The sequence below is a fragment of the Streptomyces sp. NPDC035033 genome (assembly GCF_040636735.1).
Lineage (GTDB): Bacteria > Actinomycetota > Actinomycetes > Streptomycetales > Streptomycetaceae > Streptomyces.
The window spans coordinates 1-20,516 of sequence record NZ_JBEZUZ010000083.1; the positions used below are offsets into that span (position 1 = coordinate 1).

Genomic DNA, 20,516 nt, shown 5'->3' on the forward strand with positions numbered 1-20,516 from the left:
CGGGCCGGCCCGCCCCCGCCCGCTCCCGCCGCTGCCCACCGGGCCGCTCCGGACCGCGGACGGCCGCGGCATCGGCCGGATCCCCGCGCCGGGCGACGGCACGGGCTCCGCCGTCCGGACCGCTCTCCGGGACGGGGACGTCCACCGCGTGACCGGCAGCGGCCCGGCCGGAGTGCTGCGCCTGACGGTCGCCCCGCGGGCCGCCGTCTCCACGGACTCCTCCCTCTCCGCGTCCGCGTCCGAGGCCTCCCTCTTCACGCCCGCCTCCCTTTCCTCGGCCCCCACATCCGCCTCAGGGGCTTCCGCGCTCACCGTCTCCACGTCCGTCTCCGGAATCTCCGCCTTCACGGAGACCGCCGAGACCTCCGCCTCCACCCCCCTTTCCGACGTCCCGCCCGTCCCTCCCGCCCCCACGCCCGCCGGCAGCCCGCCCGCCCCCGCCTCCCCGCCCGCCCCCGCGCCCGCCGACGGCCGGCCCGTCACGTACACGGCCGGTCCGGTGGACCCGGGGGAGCGGCTCGTCGCGCGGCCGGCCGCCGCGCCCGGCCGCCCGCGCGGCGCCCGCGCACGGCTCACCGACGTCCGTACGCCCGAACTGCGCCTGACCCCGCCGGAACACGGCGGACCCACCCCCGCGCAGCGGGACGAGATCGACGCCTGGGCGGACCGCCTCCTCGACGAGACCCGGACCTGGGAACGGCTGGGCGCCGGGCCCGCCCCGACCCCCGTCGTCACCGTGCGTCCGGCCGGCCCGGGCACGGTCCACGCCTCCCGGGCGCACGCGGTCGGCGAGGCCGTCCGCGACGCCCTGATCCGGCGGACGGCCCTGCGCTCCGGCCGGTGGACACCCGCCTCCGCCGTACCGGTGCGCCTCGCCCCTCCGGCCGACCGGTCCGATGCCGGCGGACCGATCGAGGCGGTCCTCACCGCGGAGCGCGGACCCGCCTGGAGCGACAGCCCCGCGGCCGCCCCGCCGGAGCGCACCTGGGCCGACCGCGCCTATCCGCTGGACACCCCGCCGGACGCCGACGACCTGCTGGCCGACCTCGAACGGTTCCCCGCCGCCGCCCTGCTCGGCCGGATGGCCGCGCTGCCCGCCGCACGGCGCCGCTGGCTGGCCCGGCAGCCGGAGACGGCCGAGGCCATGGCCCGGCGCGGGGCGGACGCCGGACCGCTCACCGCCCGCCTCCTGGTGGACGTGCTCCCCGGCACCCCCCACCCGGAGCACGCGCGCGCCGCCGCCGAGGCACAGCTCGCCGCCGTACTGGACGACCCGGAGTCCGCCGCCGCCCTGCTGCGCCGCGGCTTCGCCCTGGTGGTCGTCCCCGACGGCTTCGACCCCGCCCTGGCCGTACCGGGCGTCACCGGCCTGCCCGACCCGCTGTCCGACGGACGGGGCGCCACCATCGGCCCCCTGGTCGCGCTCTCCCACCGGGAACTCGCGCCGCACGCCGGCAGCGGGAGGCCGCCGGCCACCCTCACGCGGCTCACCGCCGCGCTCCTCTACGACGCACTGCCCGCCGATCGACGGGAACGGCTGTCCGACCTCTACGCCGCCGTCCTCGCCGCCGACGACACCGCCCCCTCTCCCCGGGACCTGCCGCACTGGCCCGACGGCCGACGCCACGGCGCGGCGCCGCGGGACGGCGACGCGCCGCCGGAGAACCAGTCGGCGCGTGGCGTGCGCACGTTCTTCGCCCAGTTCACCGCCGCGCACATGGGCCTGAACGGGGGCCTCGACCCCTGGACCGGAGACGAGCGCAACGACGGAGCGGACTGGGTGAGCGCCCGGTACCCCGGGCTCTCCGCCCTGCTCCGCCGGATGTACGGTCCCGGCCGCGCCGCCGGCTCCTGGGAACCGCCGCCGGGACCGGACGACGTGCGGACGCCCGAGGAGCTGGCCGCCCGCGTGGAGGCGATCCGGCCCGGAGCCGCCGCCGTCCTCTGGTCGCCCTCCGTCCGGCCCGTCGACTGGATCGCCGACCGCCTGCCCGACGACCAGCTGCCGCCGGCGGGCGCATGGGACCTCCCTCCCGAGCGCACCTACACCGCCGAGGACCTCCGGGCCGCCGGCGTACCCCTCACCCCGACGGCGCGTCTCGTGCTGAGGGCAGGACGAGGCCTGCCCTCCTACCTCCTGACCCAGATCCTCCGGCCCGCCGACCGGGCCCGCCTGCTGCTGGCCGAGACCCCCTGGAGCGCCGCCACCGGCCGTGCCGCCGCGAGGGCGGCGGCCTCCGCGGCCGGCATCGAACTCGCCGCCCTGCTGCGGGCCGGTGGCCCCGCCCCGGGCCCCACCGGGGACGATCGGCCGGCCGTCGGCGGAAGCCCGGAGGCCGGCCGGGCCGTCACGCGCGCGGCGGCCCTCGCCCGGGCCGCCGTACCGCCCCTGGACCTGGCCTACAGCGCCGGGACGGACGTCCCCTCGCCGGGCGAACTGGCCAGGCTCGACGAGTGGGCCCGCTTCCTGGCCGCCGAACTCCGCGCCTGGGCCGAACACGGCGCCGGATACCCGCGGCTCACGATCGCCGGCCCCGACGGCCTGCTGCGTCCCGGAGACCTGAACCGCGCGGAGGCGCTGCGCCGGCACCTCGTCAACAGGGTCCGCCGGGCCCTTTCCGACGACCGGTTCGCCTCCGCGCGGCAGGCCCTGGAGGAAGGCGTCCGGCTCGGCGACGTCCAGCTGGACGCCGCCGAGCCGGACGGTCCGCCGTCCGCCTCCTCCCGCTTGCGGATCTCCGTGGACGAGCGTCCGCCGCTGCCCGCACCGCCCGGCGCGCGCCGGAGCGCCGGCGACCCGGTGCCCGCCGGTGACGTCGCCCAGCTGCGCCACCACGTGGCCCTGGACGGTGCTCCGCCGTTGGTGCTGCGGCCCACCACCGGGGCGCGGCTGCGCGGGGCCGAGCAGGTCGCGATCCGGGAATGGGCCGAGCGGTTCCAGCAGGAGACCGAACAGTGGGTGCGCCACGGCGCCGGTCACCTGCCGCTGCTGACCGTCGTCCTGCCCGACGACGCCGGGCCCGACGACCTCGCGCGGGCCGAGGCCCTGCGCGCGGAACTGACCGCCCAGCTGCGACGGCCGTCGGTGACGGCCGACAGCGCCCCCCTCCCCAACGCGGGGGCGGGCGCACGCCTCCTGCGGCCTTCGCCGGGGACGCGGCCCGCCGGCTCGGCCGCGGACCGGATCACCCTCGTCGTCGACCGGCCCGAACTGACCGGCCTCCGCAGGCTGCACGACCGGCCCACCGTGTTCGACAGCGCCTTCCCCGCCGTGCACGGCCCGGCCGTCACCCGCGCGCTGGAGGAACTGCTCGCCGCCACCCCGGAGCGGCGGGCCGAGCTGCTGGACGAGATGCCGCCCGAGCTGCGGCGCGGTCTCGCGGCCGATCCCGCCGCCCTGGACGCCCTGTTCGAACTCCGCGACTTCACCGACACGGCCACCGCCCTGCTGACGGAGGTGCTGGACCGCGTACAGCGGCCCGAGGCGGCGCGGAGGGCCCTGCGGGACCAGATCCGCCCCCTGCTCCGCAACCCGCTGCTCGCCCGGCGGCTGCTGGACGCGGGAACCCGCGTCGCCGTCACGGCGCGGGGCGTCCCGGTGGAGCGGCACCCGGCCCTCGGCCTGGCCTCGGCCCGGGCCGAGGCGGGCCCGGACGTCCGCGGTGCGGCCCTGGCCGCGTTCGCGGCCGTCCACGAGGACGCGCTCCCCGTGAGGCCCGGTGCCGGCCGGGGGACGGCTGTCGGCACTCATGAGTTCGCTCACCTGGTCGGCGCCCTCCTCTCGCCCGGGCAGGCGGCCGCCGTCCGCGCGGCCTTCGCCGAACTGGAGGCGGCCGACGCGGCCGAGCTGGAAACGGACTCCGGGCGGCGGATGACGTCGCGGTGGCCCGACGGGCCCCGGTTCGGCACCGGACGACGCGATGCGGGACCCAACTATTCAGCGCGCTCCGCCGTCGAGTACTTCGCCCAGCTCTCCGTGGTGTGGGCAGGTCTGCACACCGGCACGGACGCGGTCACCGGTGAGCGGGTGAACAACGGAGCCGCATGGGTCCGTGCCACTCAGCCGACGGCTGTGGTGGCGGTGCTGGAGGACCTTTACAGGGCGGGTGGCTCTGACGGTGACCGCCAGGGCGTGAGGGCCGCGTCAGCCGGCACACCGTTCGTGGAGGAGGCCGGGCCGACCGCCGCGCAGGACGGCCGGCTTGCCCGCGGCAGAAGCGCCACGGCCATGGAGGACCCTGCTCCGCCCGCCCTTCGCGGACGCGGTGTGGCGGTCCGGCCACTGCCCGCGCCGCCCGTCGACGAGCGCCGTGAACTGTTGACCAGCCTGCGGACCGAGCCGCTGCTGCTGGGTGCGGCGTGGCTGACGACCCCTCTCCCCAGCAGTCTCCGAACTCTTCTGCACGCCTGGGCCCGGCGCTTTTCGACCGAGGCCATGGCCTGGGACCTGTACACCGGTGGGTTCCTTCCCAAGGTGCGCATAGAACTCGACGGGGTTCCCGCGAGCACGGGTGAGCTCCTGCGAGAACCTCTGGCCGACGCCCTCGCCGCACAGTTCACGGCGGAGGGCTGGGAGGACGTGGGCAAACTGCTCGCGCTCACTGTCGAAGTCCGCACGGGGGCCGCGCGAGCATCCGAGAGCTCGGCGCGGATCCTCGTCGTCCAGCCGACCCTTCCGCCCCCTTACCGGCGCGTCGTCGCGACCGCTCCGAGCGGACCGGCGGCGTTTCTCACCAGGCCTCGGGCGGACCGCCTCCACCCGGGGGACGTGGCAGCTCTCGAAACCTATTTGATTCGTTTCCGCAATGCCCCGTACACGCTGTTCGTCCCGGACGGCGGGTCCGTGGACGGAAGAATCGCCGAGGACCCCGAGACCTTCCGTACGTGGGTCACCAAAGTTCTCTACGAACTGAGCAACTGGGTCGCGTTCGGAGGCGGAAACGTTCCGAAACTCCGCATCAAGGTCTGGGCCGTTCCCGGCGGAGACGCGCGCCAGGTCGGTCGTGACTTCCGGGAGGCCATGAGGAAACTCCTGAACTCCATGACGGAGGATCCTCGCGCCGCCGACCTCGCCCCCTTCCTCGTGGGGGCCGACGTGGACACGGCCGTCGACGCCGGGATCCGGGACCGGGCCTGGCTGACCGTCACCCTGGACCGTCCTGTGCCCGAAGCCCTGGTGCCGCACCACCCGGGCCGGTTCGAGCAGATCGTTCCGGCTCAGGCTCCCGGCGACCCGGCCGCGGTACGCGCCGATCTGCTGGCCCAGGACCGGCGACGGCGCATCCGCGCCCTGAACTCGCTCTCCGTGTCGGAGCGTCGCTGGATGGCGATGGACCCGGAACTGCTCGAGGCCCTCGCGAAGGCCACCCACTTCGCCGAGACGGCCGCGGCGTTGCTGGTGGAGGTCAGCGCCGACGTGACCCGTCGGACCGCCGCGCGTGCGGCGGCCGAGGGACAGCTCCGTCTGCTGCTTCACAACCCCGCCGTCGTCACGGACCTGATGGCCGCGGGAGCGCGCGTCCGCGTCGTCGGGCGGAACGAGACACCGCCCTTCCTGTACGGCGAGTCCTCCGAGCTGTTCCAGACCTACATGGGACTCACCCAGTCGACCGTGGTCATCGTGCGAGAGCAGTTCCTCCTCGGAAATCCCCAGCCGGACGACGCGGCGGCCGAGATCGCCCGTTCGGCCCGGCGCTACGGTCTGGTCGTCCACGAGTTCTCGCACGCGGTCCACGGCAGGTTGCCGGTACGGGACTGGTCAACCATCCAGAGGGCCTTCGACGCACTGCGCGAGGCGGACGACGCCGAGATGGAGGTGGGCGTCCCGTACGACCGGATGGCCCGCAGGTGGCCCAACGGACGACGCTGGATCAGCCTCGACGTCGCCAGGGGGCAAGGGGTCCCGAACTACTCCGCCGTGAACCGCCTGGAGTACTTCGCCGAGCTCGTGGCGGCCTGGACGGGCGTCAACGACATCACGAACCAGGGCATGACCGCCAACAACGGAGCCGCTTGGGTCCGGGCGACCCAGGACGAAGATCTGGTGGAACTGCTGACACGTCTCTTCGGTCCCGGCTCGGAATCCGTCGGACCCGAGCACTGGCGCGAGGAGAACCGCGAGCTGTGGACATGGGCGGAGAGCCAGGAAAGGGAGACGGGTACGGCGAACGGGACCGCCCCCGACCGCACGGCCCCCGGCGGCCGCGGCCGCGGGCAGGAGACCGGCGCGGCGGTTCTCGCCGGCGCCTTCCCCGGTGAACCGCGCCGGACGTGGCTGTCCGCACCCGACGGGCGGACGTGGCGTCCTGCGGTCTCCGGGCCGCCGCTCTCCGGGGGCCCCGTACGGAGCGCCGACGGCCGCGGCGTCGGACGCACCTTCGAAACCGAGGCGGGTGCGGGCTCCGCCGTACGGGCCGCCGCGCGGGACGGGGACACCCACCGCGTGGTGGGCACCGGTCCTACGGGTGTCCTGCGCCTCGCGGATGCCACTGCCTCACGACGCCCGGCTCCCGGCGTCGCCGCGCGGGACCTGTCGGCAACGCCGGCCGAGAGGTACACGGCACGGCGGGTCGACGGCCGAGAGACGCTGGTGGTGCGCGCGGCGGCGCCGGAGCCGTCTCCCGCGGCCGGCGCGCGGGAGCGCCTCACCGCGTCCAGGACCTCCGAGCTGAGGCTGGCCCCCCGGGAACAGGGCGGGTTGACGACGGAGCAGCAGGCCGAGGTCGCATCGTGGGCGGACCGCTTCCTGGACGAGACCCGGTGGTGGGAGCGGCTGGCGGCAGGGCCGGTGCCGACCGCTGCCGTCACCGTGGTGCCCGCAGGCCGCACCGTGGAGGCGATCTCCCGCGCGCTCGCGGTCGGCGAGGCCGTCCGCGAGACCGTCGTGCGGCGGATGGCCTCGCGCACCGGGCGGTGGCCGCACGCTTCCGAGCTGCCGGTACGTGTCGCGGCAAGGGCCGAAGAGCCCGCTTCCCCCGGGCTGGTCGAGACGGTCCTGGCCGCGGAGCGCGGGCCGGCGTGGAGTGACGAGCGGCCGAGCGCCTCCCCGGCGCGCACGTGGGCCGACCGCGCGTACCCGCTGGAGGCTCCGTCGGACGCCGACGGCCTGCTGGAGGAGCTCGGGCGCGCCCCGGCCGCTGACCGGCTCCGTCTGCTGGACGACCTGCCCGCCGCGCAGCGCCGGTGGCTTGCCCGCCGGCGTGAGGTCGCCGACATGGTGTCCTCATCGGGCACAGGGGCCGGCCGGTTGGCCGCGCGACTCCTGCTGGAGACGCTGCCCGGAATACCCCGTTCCCGGTCCGTCCGCGCCGCCGCGGAGGCACAGCTCGCCGCCTTGCTGCACGATCCTGACGCCGCTGCCGCGCTCCTGCGCCACGGCGCGGCCGTCGTGGTGGTGCCCGAAGGGTTCGATCCGGCGCTTGCCGTACCGGGGGTCACCGGTCTGCCGGATCCCCTGTCCGGGGGACGGGGCGCCGTCATCGGCCCGTGGGCCGTCCTTTCGTCCCGCGAGCTCATGCCGCGCGGGAGCGACGGCAGGCGGTCGGCGGCCCTCGCCCGTCTCACGACGACCCTGCTGTACGACGCGCTGCCCGCCGACCGGCGGGAACAGATCGCCGACGCCTACGCGGCCACCCTCGCCGCCGACGACGCGGCCCCGCCCGGCCGTCGGCTGCCGCGCTGGCCCGACGGCCGGCGCCAGGGCGCGGCCGTCGATCCGACGGCGCCGGAGAACCGGTCGGCGCGCGGAGTCCGCGAGTTCTTCGCCCAGCTCACCGCCGCTCACCTGGGCTTGAACGGGGGCCGGGATCCGTGGACCGGAGAAGAGCGCAACGACGGCGCGGCCTGGACCGACAGCCAGTACCCCCGCCTCTCCGCCCTGCTGCGCCGGATGTACGGCGTCGGGAACACCCCACCCGCCTGGGAACCGCCGCCGGGCACGACGGACCCCCGGACCCCCGAGGAACTGGTGGCCCGGGTGGACGCGTTGCGCCCCGGTGCCTCCGCCGCGCTGTGGTCCCCCTCCGAGACGGCGGCCGACTGGCTGCTCGAGCGCCTGCCCGAGAACCAGGCGCTGGAGTCGGACGGCTGGGACCTGCCGCCGCGGGGCGCGTACGGTCCGGAAGACCTCGAAGCCGCCGGCGTGCCGGTGCCTCCGCTCCACGGTCCCGTGCTGCGGACCGGCGCCCGCCTGCCTTCCTCTTTCCTGGCACGCGTCCTCGAACCCGCCGCGCGGGCCCGGTTGCTGCTGGCCGAGCGACCGTGGAGCGCGGCCACCGGACGGGCCGTGGCCCGGGTGGCGGCCCGCGCCGCGGGCGTGGACCTCGCGGCCCTGCTCCGGGCGGGTGACTCCGTTCCGGGCACGGACGCCGCTCCGCGGCCCGCGGAAGTCGCGGCAGGTGACGCGGAGGCTGCCGGGGCCGTCGCCCGCGCCGCGGCCCTCGCCCGTGCGGCCACGCCACCCCTCGTGCTCGCCTATGCCCCCGGAGCCGGCGTCCCCTCGTGGAGCGAGCTGAGCCGTCTCGACGCCTGGGCCCGGCAGATGGCGTCCGAAGTGAGGGCCTGGGTCGAGCACGGCACCGGTGTCGATCACCCGCGACTGACGATCGCCGCCTCCGACGGGCCGCTGGGGCAGGGCGACCTCGACCGCGCCGAGGCCTTGCGCCGGATGATCGTCAACAGGCTTCGCCGCGCCCTGCCCGAGGAGCGGTTCGCCCGCGCGCTGGCGACCGTGGAGGAGAGCATCGGGTTCGCCGAGGCCGTGCCGGCCGGCGGGCCGCGAGCCGAGGCGCCTTCCCCGGCCGCGGGCCTCCAGGTCTCCGTGAGCCGCCCGCCGCTGCCGGCGCCGCCCGGCGCCGGACGGAGCGTCGGCGCGCCGGTGCCCGCCGCGGACGTCGCGCAGCTTCGTCACCACATCGCGCTGGACGGCGCCCGGCCGCTGGTGCTGCGGCCGTCCGCCGGCCCCCGGCTGCGCCCCGTCGAGCAGGTGGAGATCCGGGAATGGGCCGAGCAGCTTCAGCAGGAGACCGAACAGTGGGTGCGCCACGGCGCCGGCCATCTGCCCCGATTGACCCTGGTCCTGCCCGACGACACGGACGAGAACGACCTCGCTCGGGCGAACGCGGTCCGGGCCGAACTGACCGCGCAGCTCCAGCGCCCGCCGGTCACCCGGGACAGCACGCAGCTGCCCAACCTGGGATCCGGCGTTCGCGTCCTGCGGCCGACCGCCGGGGCACGGCCCGCCGGTTCGGAGCCGGACCGGATCAGTGTGGTGGTCGAACGGCCGGACCTGGCGGCTCTGCGCAGGCTCGACGACCGGCCGACGGTTTTCGACAGTGCCTTCCCCGCGATCCACGGACCGATGGTCAGCCGTGCGGTGGAGTCGGTGCTGGCGGCCGTTCCGCACCGGCGGGCGGAAGCACTCGAGGAGCTGCCGGCCGAGGTGCGGCGCGGGCTCGCCGCGGATCCCGCGGCGCTGGACGCGCTGCTGGCTCTGCCCGACTCCGCCGACCTGGCCGCGGTCCTGCTGACGGAGGTGCTGGACCGCGTGCGGCGGCCCGAGGCCGCGCGGCGCGCGCTGCGGGCCCAGATCCGTCCGCTGCTCCGCGACCCGCTTCTCGCCCGTCGGCTCCTCGACGCCGGAGCCCGCGTCGCCGTCGCGTCGAGTGGCGTCCCGGTGGACCGCCACCCCGCCTTCGGCCTGGCCGCCGCCGAGGGACCGGGTGACAGGAACGCCCGGGGCGCGGCCCTGGCCGCGTTCGCGGCCGTCCGCGAGGACGCGCTCTCCGTACGTCCCGGAACCGGCCCGGGTACGGCCGTCGGAACCCACGAGTTCGCCCACGTGATCGGCGCCGTCCTCTCCCCCGAGCAGGCGACCGCGGTGCGTGCCGCCTTCGCCGAGCTGCAGGCGGCGGACGTGCTGGAGCTGAAGGCCGGCCCCGGCCGTCCGCTGACGGCGCGCTGGCCCGACGGACCGCTGTTCGCCCGGGACCGACGGGTCGGGGGACCCAACCACTCCGCCACCTCGGCCGCCGAGTACTTCGCCCAGCTCTCCACGGCGTGGGTGGGCCTCAACGCCGGTCGGGACGCCACCACCGGCGAACCCGTGAACAACGGTGCCGCCTGGGTCCGTGCGACTCAGCCGACGGCCGTGGTCACCGTGCTGGAGGAGCTCTACGGAGCGGGCACCGAGGGCGACCGGCACCCCGCGGAGTCCGTTCCGGGCGGCGCGCTGTCCGCGGAGGAGGACGGCCCGGCCGTCCCGGCGGCGGAGCGCCCCGACTCCGCCGCGGAGACCGCCGCCCCCGACGACACCACCCCCCTCGGCGCGTCCGACCGCCCCCTCGGGGTCCGGCCCCTGCCGGCTCCGCCCGGGCCGCGCCGCGCGGAACCGGCCGACGCCCGCAGCGCGCTGCTGACCGGCCTGGGCAGCGAACCCCTCGTGCTGGACCCCGCCTACCTGAGCGACCCTTCCCTGCTCGACCACCTCGGGTACGACCTGTGGCACTGGGCGCGGGAATTCTCGGCCGAGGTGGCGGTGTGGTACCTGTACGGTCGCGGCGCCCTGCCTCAGGCGCACATCGAGGTCACGGGCGTTTCCCCCGCGATCGGTCAGCTTCTGCGGCAACGCCTGGTCGACGCCCTCACCGCCCAGTTCTACGTCACGCGGTGGCACGACCTGTGGGACGGCCTCGCCGAGAACGTCGTCCTTCGCACGGCAGCCGTCGCATCCGCTCAGCCCTCGGCGCGCGTCCTCGCATGGCAGCCGCCCCCGCCGAGCCCCCACCCGCGCTCCGCAGCCACGGCTCCGGCCGGCCCCGCGGCGTTCCTGACCCGTCCACGAGCGGACCGGTCGCATCCGGGAGACGTCGCGGCCCTCGAGACCTTCCTGACCAAGAGCCGCGTTCCCGCGTTCTCGATGGAGATCCCGGACGGCGCCATCGTGTCGGCCGTTCTCTCCCAGGACCTCGACCGCTTCGACGACTGGGCCAACAGGGCGCTCAACGAGCTGGCGCACTGGCACCGCTTCGCCGGCGGCAGCATGCCGGAACTCCGGATCAGGATCGAGGCCGCGCCGGGAGCGGCGGAGGCCGCCCTGGGGCACCAGTTCCGTGCGGAGGTTCACCAGTACCTGGACGAGGCGGATGACGACCCGAGGGCCGCCGAACTCGGCTCGTTCCTCACGGAAGGCCCCATCGAGACGGTCGTCGACACCGGATTCCAAGGCCGGAGCCGCCTCACCGCCGTCCTGGACCGGCCAGTTCCGGAATCCATGGTGCCGCGCGGTCGCGGACAGTTCGAGCAGCTCTTCCCGGCGCAGGTTCCGGGTGACCCCGACGCCGTACGCGCCGATCTGCTGGAGGAGGACCCCCGCCTCCGGATCGCCGCGCTGGCCGCGCTCTCCACGCCCGAGCGCCGCTGGATGGCGATGGACGCCGAACTGCTCGCGCAGCTGGCGCGGACCACCCACTTCGCCGAGACCGCAGCGGCGTTGATGGTCGAGGTCGGGCCGGGAGTGGGACGACGGGTGGCCGCACGCGCGGCAGCCGAGGGACAGCTCCGCATGATGATGCACGACACCGGCATCATCACCGGCCTCATGGCCGCCGGTGCGCGGGTACTGGTCGTCGGGAACCACGACTCCTTCCCCGTTCTGTATCCCGAGGCACAGCCCTCGGCCCTGATGGGACTGACCCAGGGGACGCTGGTCGCGGTGAGGGAGGACTTCCTCACCGGACGGCCAGGACCGGACTCCACGGAACCGGACAGTTCCCACGCCGCGAAGCGGTACGGGTTGCTCGTGCACGAGGTCGCGCACGCCGTGCACGCCAGGCTGCCGCTGAGCGACTGGTCGGTCGTCGAACGCGCCTACTGGACGCTCCGGATGGCGGACGACGCCGAAGTGGGCGCCGACTTCCCCCTGGACCAGATGACCTCGCGTTGGCCCGGCGGCCGCCGCTGGGCCGACGGGGGAACGGAGAACTACTCCGCTCAGGACCCACTGGAGTTCTTCGCCGAAGTCGTCGCCACGTGGCTGGGCGCCAACGACATCGACGAACTGCAGCCGGCGAACAACGGCGCCGCATGGGTCCGCCTGACCCAGAACGGCGAGCTGGTGGATCTGCTGACCCGTCTTTTCGGGCCCGGGGCGGAACCCGGAGGTCACGAACGCTGGAGCGAGGCCAACCGCGGCCTGTGGGCGTGGGCCGAGGACCTGGAAGCGGCGTCGGGCAGCGAGGCGGTGCCCGGGAGCGCCCGGCCCGCCTCGCTGCCGACCGGCGACGTGCCGGCGACGTCCTCCCCGGCCGGCAGAAGCCGCCCGGGCGTCGCGGAGCCCGCGAGGACGGGCGTGCCCCGGGGAATCGCAACCCCGTCCGCACCCGGCCGGGTACGGCAGGAGGGCACCGGATCCTCCTCGGGAGAGAGCGAGCGGGACGATTCCTCGTCCGAAGACAGTCCGTTCCAGCGGGTCGGCGGCCCCGCCGCGGTCTCCTACCAGGTGGCCGTCCAGGCCGGCACGCACCCCGGCACCTCCGCGCCGCCGCCCGATCCGGTGCAGGAGGCGGTCGACCGGTTCAACCCCCTGCGGCTCGTCGTCCGCCCCGACCACATCGCCCGTACCCCCGACGAGACCCTCGTCCTGACGTCGTCCCGGCGTCCCGACCCGCAGGCGGTCCTCGCCCGACTCGCTCCCTGGGCTGCCGACCTGGTCCAGGAGCTGACGGCCTGGGGCAGCCACCGGCGACCCGTGTTCCCCACCCTCCTGATCACGGCGGTGGGAGGCACGCGCCGTCAGGCGGAGCAGCACGCCGCCGGAGTCCGGGAGACCGCCGCGATGGCCCTGCGACAGGCCCTCCTCGCGCGACATTCCCTGCATCTGCCCGACATCGCCGCCACCGCCGAGACCGTGCTCGTCCCCGACCCCCCGTCCGCCGCACCGTCCGCGCACGTACGCGTCACGCTCCGCGTGGTGGATCCGGCCCCCGGCACGGGCCTCCCCGAACCGCCCGCCCTCATCACCGAGCCGTCCGGGTCCCGCTCCGCACCCGCGCCCGTCCCGCCTCCGGCCTCCGGGCCGGCGCGGGTTCCCGGCCTGGGCCCCGACGGACGGGTGGCCTCCCTGCGGCTGGTCCTGCCCGGCAACGCGGGGAGCTGGCCCGCCTCGCTGCCCGCCGACGTGTCCGCCTGGGTCGGCGTGCTGGTGGACGAACTGGCCGCGCTTCCCGGTAGGGGACCCCGCATCACCCTGACGGGCTGGCGTTCCCCCTACGCCGGCTCCACCAGCGGCGACACGGCGGCGGAAGAAGTGCGCCTGCGGCTGCACAGCGCCGCGCGTGCCCTCCTGGCCTCCCGGGGCCACGTACGGCCGGCGAACCCCTTCGACGGAGTCAGGGTCGTCTCCGGGGGCCCGGTGCCGGCCGGCAGCGCCTACCTGGACGCCTCCGGGAACCCGCTCGATCAAGCGGTCGTCCACGTCACCGTGGACCGCGATCCCGCGCCGGTCCGCCGTCAGCTGCCCGAAGACGCCCCGGCGGCCGTGGCACCCGCGTCCTCCGGACCGGAGGCGTCCTCCGCTCCGGTCGCACCGAGCGGCGTTTCCGCTCCCACCGGCGCCCTCGCCACGGACCACCGGGCGACGTGGCTCGCCTCACTGGCGACGGAGGAACTGGCGCTCACCGAGGAACAGCTGGCGACGGGGAACGGCACCGGCGGGCTGCCCCGGTCCACGCGCCGCCTGGTGCGCGACTGGGCGGCGGCCTACGCGGCGGAAGCCACCGCGCACCGCCTCCACACGGCGGGGGGACCGCTGCCCTCCGCGGTCGTCCGGTCCGGACCCGGATCGCGCGACGCGGCCGACCTGGTACGTCGGGAACTCGACGCGGCGCTGCGCCTCGAGTTCGCCGCTGAAGGCTGGGAGGAGCTGCAGCTGCGGGTCCGGGACGCCCTGCGGACGGACATCGTCCCCGACGCGGAGGCGCGGGGTGCCGTCGTGCCGGTCACCGTTCTCGTGCACCGTCCGCCGCTGCCGGAGCTCGCCCCGCCCGTCTCGTACGGCCTGCCGCACGGCCTGCCCGGCGACCGCCTCACCCGGCCCTCGCGGGACCGGCTGCACCCCGGCGATCTCGCCATGCTGCGCGAGACCCTGCTGCGGCACCCTTTCCCCGGGCTGCGGCTTGAGGCGACGGGTGGTCTCTCCCTGCGGGACGACCGGGAAGCGCGAGGTGCCGAAGTACGGGAGCGGATGGCCGATCTCGTGCGGGAACTGTCCGTATGGCGCAACCACGGCGGCGGCTACCTGCCCGTCCTGCGGGCCCACGTCGTCTCCGCTCCCGGCACGGACGTGGAGGAGCAGGTCGCGGGCGCCCTCGCCGACCTCGCCGAGAACTATCTGGAGGCGCAACGGGCCTTGTCCCGGGAGGACGCCCCGCGCCCGTTCGCGACCATCCGGACCCGTCAGGATGCGGACCCGCGCCTGCCCCCGGGAACCGTCCTGCTCGAACTCGTCCTGGACCGTCCCGTCCCGGAGACCCTGGAGCCGGTCCGGCCCGGCACCTTCGAACTGGACCGTCCGGCCGTGGCCCCGGGCGACCCCGACGCCGTCCGGCGCGCGCTCCTCGCCCCGGATCCGGGGGCGCGGGCCGAGGCACTGGCCGGCCTGACGACGCCGGAACGACGCTGGATGGCCATGGACCAGGGGCTGCGGACAGGGCTGAGGAGACTGCCGTACTTCCCCGAGGTGGCCGCCGCGCTGCTGGTGGAGCTGGACGAAACGCCGTACGGCATCCGTGACCGAGCGCGCGCCCGCGCCGCCGCGGAGGGACAGCTGCGGCTGATGACGCACAACGAGGACCTGGTGACACGGCTCATGGCGGCCGGCGCCCGGTTCGTCGTACTGCCCGGAGCCGACAGGGTGATCACTCTGGACCACCCCGCCGGTCCCTCGCCGTACAAGGGCGCGGGGGAGGCGCACGGCGTCCTGGCGTCGTTGCGCGAGGACTACCTCACCGGACGCCCCGGTCCGGTCAACCCGAACGCGGCACGGATCCTGACGGGTCGGCGCCACGGCGCCGCCGTCCACGAGTTCGCTCATCTGCTGCACGGTCTCCTCGGCCCTCGCGACACCGCGGTGCTCCAGCGCGCCTACTTCCGCAACGTCGCCGCGGACGCCGCCGAATCGGCCGCGTTCGGTGTGGCGGGGCTCAGCGACCGCTGGCCCGGTGGGCGGCGGTTCGGCGTTCCCTCCGCCGACGGCGCTCCCGTCCGGGAGACCTACGCGGCGACCAACGAGCACGAATTCTTCGCGGAGTTGGCCGTCGCCTGGCTCGGGCTGAACGACCAGCTCGATCCGGCCACCCGCAGGCAGGCCAACAACGGGGCCGAGTGGGTGCGGTCCTCCCACGAACGGGAACTCGTGGAGTTGCTGGAGCGAGTGCTCGGGCCGGGCGACCGGGCGGGCGCCGGAATCGCCCGGCTGGTCGCCGACGCCGATGCGGTCGAGGAGCTCGCCCGACGGCAGGAGGTCGGCAGGACCGTACGCCCCGATGCCGACGACCCCGCCCTACGGCCGCCGGGAGAGCCCCTTCGCCCCGCGGTCGGACGGCGGTTGCTCGACGACGAGTTCTCCGACGACGAGGGCACGACGTCGCAGAACACCCTCCGTTCCCCTTCTTCCGAGGACCCGCGCTCCGCGCCCGCGGACCCGGACACGATCACCTCCGCCCCGGTCGATCCGGCTCCGGACCCGCACGGCGCCGCGGCGGCCGTGGAACCGCCGGACCGAGCGGAAGAGGAGCAGGCGTGGCCGGACACCAGGGCCGGCGCCTGGCAGATGGACGGGGCGACCGCGACCCTCTCCGAGGAGGCACGCGCATGGGTGCGTGCGCTGATGGACGAGACGGCACTTCTGCGCCGTGCCTCGGTTCCCTCCGGCCGATACCCCCGGGTCGTCCTCACCGGCTGGGCCGACGAGGTGACCGGTCATCCGGCCGGCCGGACCGGGCACGCCGCTCGGACAGGGCAGCAGAGGGCAGCCGCCGTACGGGACCTCCTCCGGTCGGAAGCCGCCGCCTTGACCGAGTCGACCGATACGACCGGGAACCCGCCGGACCCGTTCGCCACCGCGGCCCTCCGCACCGGGATGCCGGGGCAGGGCCGTCCCGGCCACGTGCGCGTCACGGTCCACCGGGACCCCCTCGTCACCCGGCAGCTGCTGCCCGACTCCCTCCCCGCCGGGACGTCCGCGTCGACGGACGAGGCACTCGCCCGAGCGCGACACTTCGAGGACCTGCGCGCTCCCGACCTGACCTTCTCGGGCCGTCACCTCGGCGTGCTGATCCCGGACGGCACCGTCCAGAGGCTGAGGGACTGGGCCGCGAGCTATGCCGAGGAGTTGATGGCATGGCATATGTACGAGCACGGCTCGGCGCCCACCGTGACGTTCACCGCCGTTCCCGCGGCGGTGGCCGCGGCCGAGCAGCTCCGGGACGTGCTGCTCGGTCAGCTGGAGCACGTGCTCGGCAGAAAGCTGTGGAGAAGCCTGAGCCGGTCGGTGGGCGACGGTTTCGTCCTCGAGGTCGAGACCCCGGAGCCCGGGGCGCCGCCCGCCGGCGAGAACGACCGGCACGTGTGGCTCTCCGTGGAACGTCCTGAGCTCGGGGACGCCCGCCCCTACCTGCGCGCGGGCGGTCCGCCGGCCCAGCCGGACGAGCTGCCGTTCAGCACCCGTCCCCGCCCCGACCGGCTGCACCCGCTCGACGCCGCCGCTCTGCGGACGTACCTCCACAAGCAGCTTTTCCCCGGGGCGACGATGACTCTCACCGCCAGGGAATTCCTCACGGGTGATTTCTCCAAGAAATCCATCGGGCTCGTCAAACCCATGTTGTGGCTGGTGGAAGAGGTCGAACTGTGGCACGACCACGGCGGCGGGTACCTGCCTCTGCCGCGGCTGACGGTGACCGTCGCTTCGGACGTTCCGTTCGCCTCCGCGACCGACCGCGTGGTGAAGCTGTTCCGTGATTCCTACCGGCATGCCAAGCAGCATGCGGGCGTGGAGCATCTGGCGGACGTTTTCGGTCCCGTGATGGTCCACGTGGATGTCGACGAGACCCAGGACGAGAACAGCGTCCGGGTGAACCTCGGGCTGGACCGCCCGGTCATCGACACGCTGCGGCCGGTGTCGCCCGGGCTTTTCGAGCGTGAGCACCCGGCCATGCGGCCCCATGACGTCGACCGCCTCCGCCAGATGCTCCTCAGTCCCGACCCTTCGGTACGCGCGGCGGCCCTCACCGACCTTCCTCCGCCCCAGAGGCGCTGGCTGGCCATGGACGCGCCCCTGCTCGACGCACTTGTCGACCTGCCGTACTTCCCGGAGGTCGCGGCCGCCCTGCTGGTCGAACTTTCCGATGAAGGCGATTTCATCGACCGGACCGCGGCGAGGGCCGCGGCCGAGGGGCAGCTGCGACTGGTATGCAGCAACCACCGGCTGATCGCCGACATCATGAAGGGCGGTGCTCGCGTTCGCGTGACGCCCCGGGACGCCGCACTGGAGAAGGGGCTCGATCCCGATGTGGCTCGCCGTCTCCTCGGGATGACGGGCGGTTTTCGGGTGAAGGTTCAGGAGGAGCCCCTGGTCGGCGCCCGCAACGTCGAAAGAATGTCCCGTCATGAAGCCGAAGAGACGAAGAGGCTCGTCGAAGCGCTGGAGGAAGAGAAGCGAAGGCACGCCCCGGGTGACCCCGGTGTCGCCTCCCCCGTGCGCGACGGGATGAACCCCGGCGAGCGGGCGATCGTCTCCGGGCGCTTCGCCCCGCAGGGGGACCTCGACGACCGGAGCGGGAGCGGGACACCGCGTACCGGAGACCATGACGAGCGCCGCGCCAGGTACGCGCTGGTCGTCCATGAGTTCGCCCATGTGCTGCACCACGCCATGGCCGTCGCGGACCGGGCGGTCATCGAGCGCGCGTACGTGGCCAACCTGCAGGCGGACCGGGAAGACCTGAGCGTGGGCGGAGTCGGAGCCCTTGCCCCGAGGTGGCCCGATGGCCGGCTGCGCAGCGAAGAGGGAGGAGAGCTCAACTACTCGGCGAAGAACGTGTACGAGTTCTTCGCCGAACTGGTGGCCGTGTGGCTGGGCGTCAATCACCAGAAGGACTCCTGGACCGGCGACCTGGCCAACAACGGGAACGAATGGGCCCGGGCCGCCTACGGAACCGGCCATCCCGACCTGGTCGACCTCCTGGAGAGGCTGCTGGGACCCGGCTACGCGAACGTGCGGGACTTCTGGAACGACCGGAACACCGACCTTTGGGACGTCGCGCGGCTCCAGGAACGGATGTGGGCGGGCGACGACTTCGTCTTCGAGCAGATGGACGTGGACATCGACGCCGAGCTGGCGTCCACCGACGACGATCACGACGCCGCCATGGACGCCGGTCTCGACACGTTCTCCGACATGGACGAGGCGTTCTCGGACCAGGAGGGAGCGGAAGGACCGGGCGGGCCGGGTCCCTCAGCCGCGGCGCGCCCCTTGGTCCACCGTCTCGTCGGCCCCGACGGGACGGCTGAGGCCGGCCCCGGGCCGGGCCGTCAAGACGTCCGGTTGTCCGTGGAGATGGACGTCCACCGGGCGGCCGACGCCGATGAGCTGCGCGCCGCGCTGGCCTCCTGGACCGAAACGGGTACGACGGCCGACGGCACCCGGAGCGCGACGCTGTCGGTGCGGGCCCCCGAGGGCGCGCAACCGGACGCGATGCGCCGGGCCGCCGAGGTGCGGGCCCTGCTCGATGAGCGGTCGCCGGAACCGGAAGGGGAAGACCCCCGTGTCACCCGTTCCGTGACGACGGTCCACGCCGTGCCCACACCGACGGCGGACGCCGCGGGACCGGCACCCGGCCGCGTACACATCACCGTCGGCGCGCACGCTCCCTCCCTGCCCCGGCGCGGCCGCGCTCGTGCGGGCCGGCTGGACCTCGACGGTGCCGCGAAGCACCTGTCGGGCGAGGCCCGCGCGTGGGTCCGTGCCGTGGTGGGCGAATCCGCCTTCCTTCACCACGCCTGGAACGACCCCGACCGGCCGGCACCGCTGCCGCGGATCACCCTCAGCGGCGGTGCCCCGACCGGGACGACGACCGCCGAGGACGCCCGGGCCGAGATCGAGGCCGTCCGCCGTCTGCTGCACGCCGAAGCCGCCGAGCTGATCGGCTCCCGGGGTCTTGCCGGCGTCCTGCCCAACCCCTTCGACACCGACGCCGTGCTGTCCGGCACCGCGCTGGAGGGCCTCGCGTCCGGCCAGGTCCGCGCATCCGTCCGCCGGACCCCTGTGGACGGTCGGGCCCGGTACCTCGAATCCCTGGAGGCGGCGGACTTCACCCTCTCCGCGGACGAGCTGAGCGACTGGCTGTCCCCCACGGAGGACGGGCCGCTGGAGGACTGGGCCGCCCTCTACGCGGCGGAGCTGATCGGCTGGCACCTCTATGGAGGCGGCGCGCTCCCCACGGTGGACATCACGGCTCCTCCGGAGGCGCGTGACGCCGCCGAGCGGACGCGCAGCCGTCTGCGCGGCGCTCTGGAGCTCGAACTGCCCGGGTCCCGGTGGGCACACCTGCGCGGCCTCGCCCTGTCCGGGATCCGGATCCTGGCGGAGCCGACGCCTCACGGACCGTCGGCAAGGGAACACCGGTCGCCCGTGGTGACGCTCACCGTGCAGCGGCCGACGCCCCCCGCCCCGGCGCCCGACCCCCGTGACGTCCGGCCGACGCCGCAGGAACCGCCGGCCTCGGCCCTGACCCGGCCACGCAGGGATCGACTGCACCCCGGTGACGTGGCCATGATCCGCGCCCATCTTCACCACCGGCCCTTCTGGGAACTGCGTCTCGCCGACGGAGAGAACGCCGGCCTGATGGGAGCGCTCCGAGGCGACCTGCGCGTGGTGCGCGGGCGGCTGTCGGCGCTCGTCACGGAGATGGCCACCTGGCGAGCACACGGCGGTGGCCACCTGCCCCGGCTGACGGTCCGCGTGGTCGCCGCCGACGGCGTGCCCGCGGAGACGAGGACCGCCGAGGCCCTCGCCGAGCTCTCCCGTCTCTACGACAGCCAGCGGCGGAGGATCGGTCGCCCCGATGCGCCGAACCCGTTCGCGTGGGCACGAACCGAGGTGATCCGCGACGCGGACTCGGAGCCGGACGGCATCGAACTGCGCATCCTGCTGGACCGGCCCGTCCCCGAGACGCTCGTACCACTGTTCCCCGGAGCGTTCGAACTGGCCTGGCCCGCAGTGGCTCCGGCCGACCCCGCCGCGGTCCGTGCCGAACTGCTCAGTCCCGATGAGGACACCCGCGCGACCGCCCTCGGCTCCCTGACGCCGCCCGAGCGACGCTGGATGGCCATGGACCACGTCCTGTTGGAGGACCTGGTCGGGCAGGAGTGGTTCGCCGAGGTGGCCGCGGCCCTTCTCGTCGAGTTCGCTCCGGAGTTCGGCGTGCGCTTCCGCGTCCTGGCCCGTGTGGCCGCCGAGGGGCAGC

At 75.1% G+C, this 20,516-nt stretch carries 1 protein-coding gene (running past one end of the window); it reads left to right on the plus strand.

The annotated features are described in order from the left end of the window. On the plus strand, positions 1-20,516 hold part of the coding region annotated (locus AB0E83_RS27450; RefSeq protein WP_362117334.1) for a hypothetical protein (this coding region is incomplete at both ends). 16,998 nt of the annotated region lie beyond the right edge of the window; 20,516 of 37,514 annotated nt are visible.